This is a genomic window from Rhodoplanes elegans, assembly GCF_016653355.1.
In the GTDB taxonomy this organism is placed as follows: Bacteria; Pseudomonadota; Alphaproteobacteria; order Rhizobiales; family Xanthobacteraceae; genus Rhodoplanes; species Rhodoplanes elegans.
This window is the reverse complement of record NZ_NHSK01000111.1, coordinates 1-13,544: the sequence shown is the minus strand read 5'-3', so window position 1 is coordinate 13,544 and position 13,544 is coordinate 1. Positions and strand designations below refer to the sequence as shown.

Here is a 13,544-nt window from a genome sequence, read left to right as displayed (position 1 = left end):
GGGTCTCCTACTCGGCGGGCGCCAGCGCGGCGCGCGACCGTGCAGCGGTGGCGTCGGGCAGCAGCGTGGTGATCAGGACGAAGACGAACAGCCACAGGCCGAGCGAGCCGGCGATGCCGAGCAGGCCGTCGTGGCCGAGCGGGAGCTGGTAGACGTAGAGGCCGGCGCCAGTCTTCGGCACGGTCTGGCCGCCGATGAACACGGTCCAGCGGAACATCCAGGCGGCGTGCAGGCCGAGGAGGCCGACGAGCCAGGCCCAGCCGGGCGGCCGCAGCCACAGCAGCAGAAGCGGCAGCATGGTCGCGGCGGCGGCCCACACGGCCGTCACCTGCCAGGCGCGATGGCCGGCGACGCTGTCGAGCGCACGGGCATGCGTCTCGCTGAGCCCGAAGGCGCCGAGCCCGAACCAGACGAGGCCGAGCGCGACGGTGGCGAGAAGGGCCGCCGTCATCCAGCGCGCCGCGACCGCGTCGCCGGCGCGCGTCGCGTCGCCGCGCAGCCTTGCGATCAGCAGGGTCAGGCCGGCCGCGCCCGTGACCGCGGTGGCGGCGAACTGCAGCGGCAGCACCGGCGTGTTCCACAAGGGCCGCGCCTTCACCACCATGGTCTCCATGCCGGTGTAGAGCAGGATCAAGAGCCCGAACACGACGGTCCAGCCGGCGAAGATCTTCGTCAGCCGCGGGCTCGGCGTGCCGCCCGCCGCGATCAGGCGGCGCAGCCGCGACACGAGGTCGTCGCCCTGCCCCGCCGCGGCGAGATCACCCCGCAGAGCCGCCCAGGCGTAAGCGAGAAGACCGGCGACGTAGCACGGGATGAAGAACGCGCCCCACGCCATCCACGAGCCGAGATTGGGGTTCGCATAGAAACGCCAGAAGCGGCCCGGCTGGTGCAGGTCGGCGAGCAGCGCGACGGGGGCGACGAGCCCGCAGGCGAGCGCCCCGATCAGCGCGTTCTTGGCGAAGCCGCGCTGGCTGCGCGCCCCGAGCGCCAGGCCCGGCACGGAGACCAGAAAGCCCGCGACCGACAGGCCGACCAGGAAGAAATACTGCACGGCCCAGGGCAGCCAGGTGACGTCGCGCGAGACGTTGACGACTTCGAGGATGGTCATGCGTGCGCCTCCCGGTGCGACGGGTGCCACAGGGTGGGCTCGCCCTCGACCTTGCCGGTCAGCCGGTCGTCGAGGCCGAGATAGAAGACGTGCGGGCGGGTGCCGAGCTCGGGCTTCAGCACCTTGGCGTCGCCCTTCGCCACCAGCTTCGCGACGGCGCTCTGCGGGTCGTCGAGATCGCCAAAAATGCGCGCGCCGCCGACGCAGGATTCGACGCAGGCCGGCAAGAGTCCCGCCTCCACCCGGTGGGCGCAGAACGTGCACTTGTCGGCCTTCTGGGTCGCCGCGTTGACGAAGCGCGCGTCGTAGGGACAGGCCTGAACGCAGTAGGCGCAGCCGACGCAGGCATTGGCGTCGACCACCACGATGCCGTCCGCCCGCTGGGAGGTGGCGCCGACCGGGCAGACCGGAAGGCAGGGCGCGTCGGCGCAGTGGTTGCACAGCCGCGGCAGCATCACCATGGCGGCGCGGTCGCCCTCCTGCACCTCGTAGGTCGAGACGATGGTGCGGAATGAATCCTCCGGCACGGCGTTCTCGTGGATGCAGGACACCGTGCAGGACTGGCAGCCGATGCACTTCGCGACATCGACCACCATGGCGAAGCGCGGCGTCCGGCCGGGCGATGCGGCGGCGCCTGCGCCTGCCGCGGTGGCCCCGGCAGCCGCGGTCGGCGCGGCGATCGCGGCCTTGGCCGCGCCTGCCGCGCCGACCGTCACGGCGCCGAGGGTTCTGAAGAAATCACGTCTCGTGTCGGCCATGCCGGGCTCCTCCTCGCCGGATGGCCACGACACGCAAACGCGCGCCCGGCCGCTCCGCGGCATGCCGGGACGCTACGCCGATCCCCACGCGGTGGTAATTTGGAGATTTCCCCCAAGGACTTAGGGGTTAACCCCTAAGTCTGGGCCACCGCCCCGGGCCGACGTGACGGCGGCCGCGACCCGACCGAGACGGTGACGCGTGGCGTGACGAATGCGGCGCCACGCCGGCCTCTCGGGACGTGAGCGATGGTCGGCGGCTCCGATCCGGTCGCGCGGCCGGCCCCCACAGCAGCTTCCTTCTTCACAGGCGCGAGAAAGGCGACTGAAAGAGAAAATGACTCTCCCGATCGATTTGCGCACGCGCTGTCGCCGGGCTACGCCCCGGCCCGGAGGTGGTCATGCAAATCAAGGAAACACCCGACATGTGGGTGCTGCGTCTCGCGCGGCGCCTGTGCCTGCGCGACGTGAAGCACGCGTCGGCCGAATGCGGCGGGCTGATCACGCGGCAGATCGAGCGCTTCGAGCTCGCCGTCGCGGGCCCCTGGGTGCTGGTCGCGCACCATCTGCCGCGAGACGGCAAGACGCCGTTCGACTGGGAGATTTGCCGTCCGGTGGAGAAGCCGCCCGCCTATGACGGCGACATCGCACTGGTCCATCTCGAGCCGATCATCGTCGCCGCGACGGTCTATCACGGACCGATGCGCAGCCTGTTCACCCAGGGCTACGCTCCACTCGTCGCCGCGATCGAACGCTCGCGCCACGACTTCTCCGGCGAGAGCCGGGAGGTCTATCACGACTGGCACGGCCCCGGCGCGCCCTACCACAAGATCGAGATCCAGTTCGGCCTCTCCCGCTGAGAGGGCTTTGCATGATTGCTCCGTCGTCCCGGGGCGGCGCGAAAGCGCCGAGCCCGGGACCCAACCCCTGTCTGTCGTGAGCCATCGACACCGGGGGTATGGATCCCGGGCTCGCGGACCTCAAGGTCCGCGCCCCGGGATGACGGTCTCTGCAAATCCGCCGCCGAGCCCGAGAGACCGGATGGGAGCCGCGCGGCACGGATGCCGGCCGGTGTGCGGTCGGGATGCGAGCCGCCCTACCCGGTCCCGGCCGCGAGCGTCATCATCCGGGCGAGGTCGGCGCCCGTGGTCGCCGCCATCTTCTCCATCGCGTTGTGACGGTGGATCTCGACGGTCTTCAGGCTGATGCCGAGCGCGTGGGCGATCGCCTTGTTCTGCTTGCCGGCGGCGACCAGATCGGCGACCTCGCGCTCGCGCGCCGTCAGCTTGTCGAGCCGGGCCCGGATCGCGCCGACCTCGCGGGCCGCCTGGAGCTTCGTCTCGGCGAGCCGCAGCGCCTGGTGGATGCGCTCGATCAGCACCTGGTTGTTGAGCGGCTTCTCGATGAAGTCGAGCGCGCCGGTGCGCATCGCCCGCACCGCCATCGGCACGTCGCCATGGCCCGTGATGATCACGACCGGCATCACGGCGCCGCGGCGCAGCAGCTCCTCGTGCAGCTCGAGCCCGCTCATCCCGGGCATCCGCACATCGGCGACCAGGCAGGCGACGCGGTCCGGATCGTAGCCGGCCAGGAACGCCGCGGCGGACGCGAACGCCTCGACGGCGAGCCCGAGCGGCTCCAGCAGGAAGACGAGCGAATCCCGCATCGCGTCGTCGTCGTCGACCACGTAGACGACCGGCGGCTTGGTCCCGTCCGCGCTCATGCGTTCGCCCCGAGCAACAGGTCATTCCGGGGCGCGGACCGGCAGGTCCGCCCCGGAATGACGGCCCCCATGGTCGCGCTCATGCGCCCTCTCCCGACGGAGTCGTCTCCTCGCAGACCGCGCCGTCCGCGGCCGGCAGCCACAGGCGCATCACGGTGCCGCTGCCGTCGCGGTCGACCGCGTGCAGGCGGCCGCGATGCTCCTCGACGATCGAATGGCACAGCGCGAGGCCGAGGCCGAGCCCGGCCGGCTTGGTGGTGAAGAACGGCTCGAACAGCCGCGCCTTCACGTCCGCGGACATGCCCTCGCCGCGATCCATCACGGCGACGCAGGCGCCGCCGTCGCAGGCGAGGGTCTCGACCCGCACGGTCCATGGCCCGGCGCCGCGGCAGATCGAGGCGTCGGCGGCGTTCTGCAGGAGGTTGAGGATCACCTGCTGGAGCTGGATGCGGTCGCCGCACACGAGCGGCAGGTTTTTGGCTGGCGCGGTCTCGAGAACGATGCCGCTGCGCCGCGCCGGGCCTTGAAAGAACTCCAGCGCCTCGGTCACCACCTCGTTCAGGTCGAGGGCCATGTGCACGGGCTCGCGCTTGCGCACGAAGGCGCGCATGCGCTGGATCACCTGGGCGGCGCGCTCGGCCTGTTGGCGGATCAGCTTCGTCGCCTGCACCAGCGCGCCGGTGTCGACCGGCGTGCCGGCCGACGCCTGACGCAGCCGCAGCTCGCAGCCGTCGGCGTAATTGGCGATGGCCGCGAGCGGCTGGTTCAGCTCGTGCGCCATGCCGCCCGCCATCTCGCCCAGGATCGACAGCCGCGCGGCGTGGTCGAGCTCCTTGCGGTGCAGCGCCTCCTGCTCCTCGATGCGGCGGCGGTGATCGATCTCGCGGACCAGGTCGGCGTTGACGGTGGCGAGCTCGGCGGTGCGCCGACGCACCAGCCGCTCGACGCGCAGCGCATGCACGGCCCAGGCGCCGAGCGCGATGCCGAAGATCGCCAGCACCTGCCAGTAGCGCGCCAAGAGCTCGCGCGCCGTGACGTGGCGCAGCGCCTCGTAGGGGCCGATCTTCAGGTCCCGGAACGCCTCGTGGACCGGCTGATAGTCGAGCGGCACGGTCCAGCCCGGCACGCCGGCCGGCGGCTGGAAGGTCAGGAGCGCGGTGGCGACCCGCTTCGCCTCGGCGGCCGAGGTGGCGCGCAGCTTGGCGATCGGCCAGTCGGGATAGACGCGGCTCGACACCGCGCAGCTCGTCCCGGGGTTTTCACGCGGCGCGACGACGCGCAGGGCCCCGGGCGCGAACGCGCCTTCGGCCTCCTGCTGCTCCAGCAGGCAGCCGCGCAGGATGCCGGCGTCGACCCGGTTGGAGAGCACCGCGTCGATCACCCGGGTCATCGGAAAGCCGACCGTGTCGAGCCCGGCGAGATCGCGGAACGGGTCGATGCCGGCGGCGGCGAACTCCCGCCACGCCGCCTGGAACCCGCCGAACGCCGTCGGCCCGACGATGGCGACGCGCTTGCCGGCGAGGTCGGCGAGCGTTCTCAGGTCGCTGCGGTCGCGCCGCACGACGATCGCCGAGGCGACCGGCAGGCCGGAGTCGAGCGTCGCGATGCGGCTGATGCCGTGCGCCACCTCCAGCTCGACGTAATGGCCCGGATTGGTGATCACGTAGTCGACGGCGCCCTCCGCCACGGCGCGGTCGAGCCCGGCATGGTCGTAGGGCACGATGACGACCGTGCTGCCCGGCAGGCCGGCCTCGACGGCGCGCGCCGTCGGCCCCCACTCCTCCAGGCTGTGCTCGGCCCCGAGGAACGCCAGCACGCCGATCCGGATCGTCTCGGCGCGCAGCGGCGAGCCCGCGAGCGCCGCCAGGACGGCGCCGAGCAGAAGGACGATCACGCTCCGGAGGGACGCCCCGCGGCCGCCGGACGGACGCAGGGCACGGCGGGACAGGCACATGGCTGCCGATGTGGCCAGTTTTTTCCGCAATTTCAATCCGAACGACGCCGGAGGCCAGCGGGCCGCGCTACTGCAGCCGCACCAGCACGCTGTCGGTGGCGCCGCGCGTGTCGGTGACGGTGAGGCGGACGAAGCCGGGGCCGTCGGGCGTCACGGTCGCGGTCTTGCGGTCGCGCAGCGTCGCCCGCGGCAGGCCGTCGACCATGACGGTGACGGGCCCGGAGCCACCGGCGATCTTCACCGGCAGCGAGGCCGCCTCGCCGGCCTCGGCGGCGAGCTCGACGCGCGCGCCGTTCGGCGGGAACACGATCTTGAGCGGCGGCTCGGCGCCGGCGCTCGGCAGCGAGCCGGGACGGAACCGCTGCAGCGGCAGCGGCAGCTTGCCGGTGGCGGCGAACAGCGCGCCGCGCGGCGCCGGCGGCAGCGCCACGACGGGTCGCCCGAGGCGAGCAAAGGCGTCGAACAGGATCGGCGCGGCGGTGCCGCGGCCGATCATCCCGGGCACCGGCGCGCCGTCCGGCCGCCCGACCCAGACCCCGATGGTGCGGCGGCCGTCGAAGCCCACCGCCCAGGCGTCGCGATAGCCGTAGGACGTGCCGGTCTTGAAGGCGATGCGCCCGCCGGCGGCGTTCTCGGGCGGCGGCGCGCCGATCAGGACGTTGCCGACATACCAGGCCGCGACCGGGTCGAGCAGGCGCAGCGTCTGGTCGGGCGGCGGCGCCGGCACGAGCCCCGCGTCGTCGAGCCGCTCGGCGAGCGGGATCGAGGTGCCGAGCCGGGCGAGCCCGCCATAGAGCCGGACGAGGTCGGCGAGCGTCACGCCGGTGCCGCCGAGCCCCATGGCGAGGCCGGGCGCCTCGCCGGGCGGCAGCACGAGGCGGCCACCGGCCTGGGCGATGCGGGCAGCGAAGCGGTTCGGCCCGACCTTTTCCAGCACCTGGACGGCCGGGACGTTGAGGGAGAGCTGCAGCGCTTTGCGGGCCGTGACCGTGCCCTGATAGGTCAGGTCGAAATTCTCGGGCGCGTAGCTGCCGTAGCGGACCGGGCGGTCGTCCAGGAGCGTTTCGGGGTGGACAAAGCCGTCCTCGAAGCCGAGGCCGAAGATGAACGGCTTGAGGGTCGAGCCGGGCGAGCGCACCGCGAGCGTCATGTCGACCTGGCCGGCACGGCGGGCGTCGGCCCAGTCGGCCGAGCCGACCCGGGCCAAAACTTCTCCCGTCGCGTGCTCGACGGCCAGGATGGCGATCGAGATGTCGGGGCCGAGCGCGGTCGCGCGATCCTTGGCGAGGGTTTCGAGCACGACTTGAAGCGGCGCCTCCAAGGTCGTGCGGTGCATGCGCTTTTCCGGCGCGGCGGTGACCAGCCTGTCGGCCGTGTGCGGAGCCAGCATCGGCATCGGCTTGCGCCCCGTCGGCACCGGCTCGGCCTTGGCCCGCTCGATCTCACCCGGCTCGACGACGCCGGCCGCCGCCATGCGGTCGAGCACCCGGTCGCGCGCTTTTCGCGCGATGTGCGGGGACCGGTCGGGCCGACGCGCCTCCGGCGACTGCGGCAGCGCCACCAGGAGCGCCGCCTCGCCGAGCGTCAGGCGCCGCGGCTCCTTGCCGAGCCAGGCGAGCGACGCCGCCCTTATGCCTTCGAGATTGCCGCCATAGGGCGCGAGCGAGAGATAGAGGCCGAGGATCTGGTCCTTGGTCAGCGCCCGCTCGAGCTGGACGGCCCGGACGATCTGCCGGAGCTTCGTCGTGAGCGACCGCTCGGCGCGCGGCTCCAGCAGCCGGGCCACCTGCATGGTCAGCGTCGACCCGCCCGAGACGATCCGTCCGTTGGTGCCGAGCTGCACGGCGGCGCGCCCGAGCGCGACGAGGTCGACGCCGCCATGCTCGGCGAAGCGCCGGTCCTCGTAGGCGAACAGGAGCGCGAAGAACCGAGGGTCGACAGTCTCCCGAGTGGCGGGCAGCCGCCAGCGGCCCTCGGGCGTCGCATAGGGCCGCAGGATCCGTCCCTCGCGGTCGGCCACCACGGTCGACCAGGCGAGGTCTTTACCCAGCGGCGGCGGCCCGAGGGACGTCACCCACAGCGCCGCCGAGCCGAGGCCGAGGGCGAGGACCGCGGCCCCGGCTGCCAGGACATGTGAGGCCAACCGCCATCCGCGACGTGCAGCCTCTCGGGCGTCGTCGCCCGCGCAGGCGGGCGACCCAGTACGCCCTGCCTCTCGGCAGTCCGGAGGAGACTCCGCGGCGTACTGGGTGCCCCGCCTGCGCGGGGCACGACCGAGGATGCGGCGGCGCATCGTCTCGAAGGTCACGTGCCGCCCCCTACTGCCGCGACACGCTCACCTCGACCGTGCCGGTGCCGGTGCGGCCGAAGCGGTCGGGGCGGTACATGTCCTCGACATAGGCCTGCGGCAGCACGTAGCGGCCCGGCGACACCGCCCGCACCACATAGGCCACCGTGAACACGGCCGGCGACTTGGCGTTGCGGGTGAAGGCGGCCGAGAAGCGGTCGTCGCGGAACTCGGCCTTCTCGGGCTCGGCCGAATCCTGGATCCAGTCGAGCGTCCCGGTCTCGCCCGAAGAGACGAGCCGCGGGTTGTCGATCTCGAAGCCGGCCGGCAGCGGGTCGACGACGAGCACCCGGCCGTATTGCGGCTGCGGCTCGGTGATCTTCAGGACCACGGCGAAGCGCTGGTTCTGCCGGGCCTTCGACGCATCGACCTTCTCGCCGGCGAGCGTGTAGTAGGTCCGCTCGATCTTGAAGCCCTTGTCGGCGGCGGGCTCCGGCACCAGCGGCGCGCCGGAGACCGACACCACGGCCTGCACGGGCGCCTCGCCCGTGTTGGTGACGCGCAGCGGCGTCGCGAGCTCGGCCGGCCGGAAGGCGCGGTAGAGCGGGCTCTTGCGCGCCGCGCCCGCGACCTCGATCGACAGCGGCACCGACTTCGACAGCGCGCGCGCCGCCAGCACCATCCAGGCGTTCTCCTGCGTGGAGGTGTAGAAGGCGCGCGCCCGCGCCTCCTCGACGCCCTTGAGGGCCGCCGGCAGCAGGCTCGCGGCGGCGTTGCTCTCGGCGGCGAGCGCCGTCACGGCGGCAGCGTCGCGCAAGCTCGAGCCGAAGTCGGGCCGGCCGAACTCCAGCGCCTTCGGCGGCTCGATCGCCTGGACGGCGGCCGCGAACACCCGCTCGGCCCGGACACGGTCGCCCAGCATGGCGAGTGCCGCGCCGATCTGCGCCTTGGCGGTCGGGGTCGCGAACTCGCCGAGCTTGGTGTCGGCGATGTAGCGGAGATCCCCGACCGGCGCCTCGCCGTTGCGGGCGAGGACGTAGAGCGCATACGGCAGATCGCGCGCCCCCTCCTTGCCGGGCTCCGGTGCGTTGACGACGTAGTTCTTCAGCCGTTCGAGGGCGAGCTTGAAGGCCGTGTCCGGCACCACGAAGCCGCGCTCGCGCGCCCTTGTGAGGAAGTCGGTCACGTAGGCGTCGAGCCAGACGTCGTTACCGCCGACGCCCCACAGGCCGAACGAGCCGGAGGAGTCCTGCCGGGCCAGCAACCGGTCGATCGAGTCGCGGATGCGCTGGTCGGCGTCCTGGTCGAGCGCGAGATGCGCCTCCACGGACATTTCGTTCACGTAGAGAAGCGGCAGCGCCCGCGACGTGATCTGCTCCGAGCAGCCGAACGGGTAGCGGTCGAGCGCCTTCAGGAGCGTCGCCGCGTCGAGTGCCGTCGACGGGCCGACCGAGAAGGCGAGCCCGCCGGTGCCCGGGACGAGATCGCCGAACAGGTCGGCACCGAGCGACAGGGTCTCCCCCTTGGCGATGGTGCGCACCGTGCGGCGCGTGGCGATCTGGGTCGCCGGCTTCACGGCGAGCGGATAGGTCCGCTCCAGCGCGAAGTTCTCCGGCCCGGTCACGGCGATCTTGACGATCGCGGTGCCGGCCGCCGTCGCCGAGATGGGCAGCGACAGCGAGGCGCGCTGCTTGGCCGCCATCCGCACGCTCTGCGGACCGGTGCCCGGCCCGGTCGTCCCGCCGATCTGGGCCGGCCCCTCGACCGAGGCGGCGACCCGGTAGTCGCCGGCCCGGCCCTCGACATTGTCGAGCTCGAGTTGGATGGTCGAGCGATCCCCGGTGAGCAGGAAGCGCGGCAGCGTCGCGGTGAGCACGACGGGGTCGCGCACCGTCACGTCGACGTTGGCGCGGCCGACCTTGCCGGCCGACCAGGCGATCGCCATCACCCGCACCGTGCCGGCGAAGGCCGGGATGTCGAACGCCACCTCGGCCTTGCCGTCCGGGCCGACCGGCACGACGCCGGAGAACAACGCGACGGGCGGCTGGGTGGGCGGCGAGCCCGACAGCTCGGCCGCACCGCCGTCGCCGCCGGTGCGGATCGCCCCGACCGTCCCCTGCATGCCGTCGATCAGATGGCCGTAGAGGTCGCGAAGATCGGCGGAGAGCCGACGCTGGCCGAGATAGTGCTCGTCGGGCGCCGGCGGCTTGTAGCCGGTGAGGTTGAGGATGCCGACATCGACGGCCGCGACCGTGATGCGCGCCTCCTGCCCCGCTTGGCCGGCGCCGCCGGCGAGCCCGGCGATCGTCACCGGCACGCGCAGCGTCGTGTTGGGACGCATCAGTTGAGGCGTCGCGAGCGACACCTGCAGGGTCTTCGCCGCGCGGTCGACCGCGAGCCACTGCACCCCGATGGCGCGGCCCGGCATGCGCTTGGCCTGCGCGTCGAGCGGACGCAGATGGGTCGCGACCACATAGGCCCCGGTGCCCCAATCGGCACCGACGGGAACGCGGATCTGGGTGGTGCCCTGCGGCACCTCCTGGGTGACGCTGGTGATCAGCCGGTCGCCGATGACCGAGAGGCGGACGCGGCCGGCGGCGCGGGCGGTCACCGACACCGTGAGCGTGTCGCCGGCCTTCACCTCGGGCTTGTCGAGGGCGATCTCCAGGAGGTCCGGCGTGTCGGCCGAGGCTTCCGCGAAGAAGCCGGCGTCGAACGAGATCGACGTGGTCGGCCCGTCCGGATCGTTGGAGGAGACGTCGAGCCGGTAGCGGCCCCACTCCACCGGCGCCGCGATGCGGCCGGGTTGGCCCGGCGCGACGTCGAGCGTGCCGTCGGCGACCCGCTTGGTCGACTTCACCGACTCGTAGCTCCAGGCGCCGTCGGCCCGGTACCACTGGTAGCGCGTGTCGACCTTCAGGAGTTCGTATTTCAGGCCGCGGCGCGCCAGCGCCTGGCCGTCCGGCGCGACCACGACGACGTCGAAGGTCGCGGTCTCGCCCTCGCCCAGCGAGCGGCCGGAGAACAGCGGCTTGACGCCGATCATCGGCCCTTCGGGCACGACCGGCAAGGTGATCTTGCGCTCCACCGCGCGGCCGCCGGTCTCCGCCATGCGGACGACGACCTGCGCCTCCAGCGGCCGGCTGGTCTCCGGCAGCTTTTCCAATGTCACCGGAACGACCGCCCGCCCCTTGTCGTCCGTGGCCGGCAGATCGTCGAGCGTGATGCGGCTCGACTCGGCGTCCTGCTCGGCCTCGTCGTCGACGCTGCCGAACTGATAGCCCGGGAAGCCGGCGCGCTCCTTGGCCTCCTTCAGCGTCACCTCGCCGGACAGCTCGAGATTGGAGGCCGGCGCGCCGTAGAGGAAGCGGCCGTCGACCGCGATCTCCACGGGCGTGCCCTTGGCGATGCCGGTCGCCTTGGTCGACAGGTCGAACTCGATGCGGTCGGGGACGTAGTCCTCGACCATGAAGGTCGTCTCGCCGACCGGCGGACGCTTCGGATCCGTGTAGGCCTTGAGCCGCCAGGTGCCGGTCGGCGCCGTCGAGACGATCGGCAGGTCGTAGGCGCGGCCGCCGAGGCCCTGGTCGGCGACCACGGCGCGGCGATGCTCGACGCCGTCCGGACGCTCGAACACGAGGGTCAGCGGCACGCCCGCCGCGGCGACGCCGAGGCCGTCGCGCAGCAGCGCCGTGACGTGCACGGTCTCGCCGGTGCGATAGACGCCGCGCTCGGTCACCACGAAGGCGTCGAGGCCGGCCGGGGCCGCCCTCCCCTTCACGCCGCGGTCGGACAGGTCGAAGGCCGGCGCCTTGAGGCTGAGGAAGCCGTAGTCGCGGCCGTTGTCGTTGACGCCGACGATCATCACGGGCGCGGCACCGCCCTCGCCCCGCGTGAGCCCCGCCTCGAAGACGGCATGGCCGTCGGCGTCGGTCTTGCGGACCGCCAGGACCTCGTTGTTGCGGGCGACGAGCCGCACCTCGGTCTGCGGCTTCGGCTGGGCGGTCGCGAGCGAGTTGACGAACACATGGATGCCGTCGCCGCCCGACATGGCGGAGAGGCCGAGGTCGGAGACCACGAACCACTGGGTCGCGAGCGCCGAATAGTCGTTGTCGCTCGGCCCCTTGGTCTCGGCCGACATCACATAGACGCCGGGCTTCAGATCGCCGACCGCCTGGGTCACCGGGAAGGCCGTGGTCACCTCGGCATTGAGGGGCGACTGCACGGCGAGCTCGCCCGACCACACCTTCGATCCCTTGGTGTCGGCGATGCGCTCCAGCTCGTAGCGGTCGAGATTGCGCTCCAGATCCTCGCCCGCGACCGGGTCGACCAGGTTGCGGTCGCCGATCCGGTAGACGTTGATGTTGACGGTCGAGGTGTTGACGGTGACGACCGGGATGCCCTGCTGGCCGGTGCGCGGCAGCACATAGGCCTTGCCGGAGAACCGCACGAACGGCTTGCGGTCGCGGACGTAGAGATTGAATTCGGACGCCTTCTGCAGCGTCTCCTTGACGGTCGACGGCAGGCCGGGCCGGATCGTCACGGCGTAGCGCTCGCCGTGCTTGAGGCCCTCGACGCACAGCTCGCGGTCGTCCGCCGCGATGGCCGGCTTGTCGAGACCGGCGACCGAGACGAAGGGCGACAGGTCGGTGCGCGGACCGGGCAGCGCCTCGGAGAACTGGAAGCAGGCGCGCGGCGAGGCCGTGTCGGCGTCGACCGAGTAGTCGATCAGGCGGAAGCCGTGGTCGGTGCGCAGCGTCTCGTAGCGCGCGCGGACGTCGGCGACCTCCTTCAGCTCCAGCGACAGGCGCAGCGCGTCGAGCGCCGGGCGCCACACGCGCCGGTCCGCATAGGCGCGGCCGACCAGCACCAGGGCGTCGGCCTCCTCGGCCGGCGTTCCGGCGCGCTGATAGGCGATGTAGGCGGCGGTCGCGCCGCGCTCCCACAGGGTGTTCTGCTCGCGGCTGTCGGCGCCCTTCACCTGCAGGATGGCGCGGGAGAGGCGCAGCCAGTTGGAGGCGACGTCGGGGGCCACGGCGACGAGCTGGCCCAGCACGGTCAGCGCCGTGCGGGTGTCGTTGCGGGCGAGCGCCGCCTCGGCGTCGCGGCGGAGCTGGTCGGGTGATTTCGTGACCTGGCCGGCGTCCTTCTTGATCTGTGCCTCGAGGCGCAGCGCGCCGTCGGCGAGCTCGTCGCGCTGGAACGCTTTTTCCGCGGCGGCGGCGGGCGCCACTCCGGCAGGAGCGAGAAGGACCGGAAGCAGAAGCAGCGCGGCCATCACGGCAGCGCGGAGACGGGCGAGCATCGAAGCGACCTCCCTGGCGCGCCGGCGCAACCGCGCAACGACGCGCATCCCCCGGACCGCAAGGCCGGGTCCGACACGCCACCGGTCCGCGAGAATCGTGACCGGCGGATGGCGGTAAACGTGGCGGTATCGAACACGTGATCGGCGGCGCACACGCCCCGCCACCGGCTTGGTGCATTCGGGACGCCGGAAGGTTCGAGAGGCGGATCACGGGGCGGCGCGGCCGCCGGAGCCGCGGGGTGGTACGACGCCGCGCCCCCTCTCCCAGCATGCGGGGAGAGGGTCGGGGTGAGCGACTGTCTTGGCTGTCAAGCGTTTTGCCATGGTCGATTGTCCCTGAGCATGGCGTTGAGGATTGTCAGTAGCTTCCGAGCGACGGCGATCAAGGCGACCATCTTCGGCTTGCCGGCAC

Annotated in this window: 7 protein-coding genes and 1 pseudogene; 1 reads left to right on the top strand and 7 read right to left on the bottom strand. The window is 72.4% G+C overall.

Translation table 11 applies throughout. The features are described from left to right. Window positions 1-7: 7 nt before the first annotated feature. Together nrfD and dsrO are read right to left on the bottom strand one after the other, a co-directional pair. Entirely contained in the window at window positions 8-1,108 is a 1,101-nt protein-coding gene (gene nrfD / locus CCR97_RS14470; protein ID WP_111356923.1) for an NrfD/PsrC family molybdoenzyme membrane anchor subunit, read from the bottom strand. Beyond that, window positions 1,105-1,866, bottom strand: coding sequence for a sulfate reduction electron transfer complex DsrMKJOP subunit DsrO (dsrO, locus tag CCR97_RS14465; RefSeq protein WP_201159592.1), 762 nt, complete (start codon window positions 1,864-1,866; stop codon window positions 1,105-1,107). The genes nrfD and dsrO overlap by 4 nt, the downstream gene beginning before the upstream one ends. Window positions 1,867-2,264: 398 nt before the next feature. Between dsrO and CCR97_RS14460 the strand changes: the two genes are divergently transcribed. Continuing rightward, the gene (locus tag CCR97_RS14460) at window positions 2,265-2,723 is read left to right on the top strand and encodes a GyrI-like domain-containing protein (protein ID WP_111360746.1); all 459 of its coding nucleotides are present in this window, start codon (window positions 2,265-2,267) and stop codon (window positions 2,721-2,723) included. Window positions 2,724-2,959: 236 nt separating this feature from the next. On the opposite strand, the gene CCR97_RS14455 is transcribed toward CCR97_RS14460, so the two are convergent. The 5 genes and pseudogenes from CCR97_RS14455 to CCR97_RS14435 form a co-directional block, all read right to left on the bottom strand. Next, entirely contained in the window at window positions 2,960-3,586 is a 627-nt protein-coding gene (locus tag CCR97_RS14455) for a response regulator transcription factor (protein WP_111360766.1), read from the bottom strand. Window positions 3,587-3,665: 79 nt separating this feature from the next. Next, window positions 3,666-5,480 (bottom strand): PhnD/SsuA/transferrin family substrate-binding protein, encoded by a 1,815-nt coding sequence (locus CCR97_RS14450; protein WP_201159591.1) that lies wholly within the window; start codon window positions 5,478-5,480, stop codon window positions 3,666-3,668. 127 nt (window positions 5,481-5,607) lie between these two features. After that, window positions 5,608-7,833 carry a penicillin-binding protein 1C gene (gene pbpC, locus CCR97_RS14445; protein WP_111358231.1) on the bottom strand — a complete coding sequence of 742 codons (2,226 nt, stop codon included), beginning with the start codon at window positions 7,831-7,833 and terminating at the stop codon, window positions 5,608-5,610. A 25-nt stretch (window positions 7,834-7,858) separates the two neighbouring features. After that, a complete protein-coding gene (locus CCR97_RS14440; RefSeq protein WP_111358230.1) occupies window positions 7,859-13,132 on the bottom strand; it encodes an alpha-2-macroglobulin family protein in 5,274 nt (1,757 codons plus the stop codon). Window positions 13,133-13,440: 308 nt separating this feature from the next. Beyond that, window positions 13,441-13,544: pseudogene (locus tag CCR97_RS14435) on the bottom strand (IS110 family transposase); the annotation flags it as partial.

Excerpts from the sequence above, each read along its gene's own strand:
- nrfD (WP_111356923.1), bottom strand. The coding sequence starts at position 1,108 with ATGACCATCCTCGAAGTCGTCAACGTCTCGCGCGACGTCACCTGGCTG.
- dsrO (WP_201159592.1), bottom strand. The coding sequence starts at position 1,866 with ATGGCCGACACGAGACGTGATTTCTTCAGAACCCTCGGCGCCGTGACG.
- CCR97_RS14460 (WP_111360746.1), top strand. The coding sequence starts at position 2,265 with ATGCAAATCAAGGAAACACCCGACATGTGGGTGCTGCGTCTCGCGCGG.
- CCR97_RS14455 (WP_111360766.1), bottom strand. The coding sequence starts at position 3,586 with ATGAGCGCGGACGGGACCAAGCCGCCGGTCGTCTACGTGGTCGACGAC.
- pbpC (WP_111358231.1), bottom strand. The coding sequence starts at position 7,833 with ATGCGCCGCCGCATCCTCGGTCGTGCCCCGCGCAGGCGGGGCACCCAG.
- CCR97_RS14440 (WP_111358230.1), bottom strand. The coding sequence starts at position 13,132 with ATGCTCGCCCGTCTCCGCGCTGCCGTGATGGCCGCGCTGCTTCTGCTT.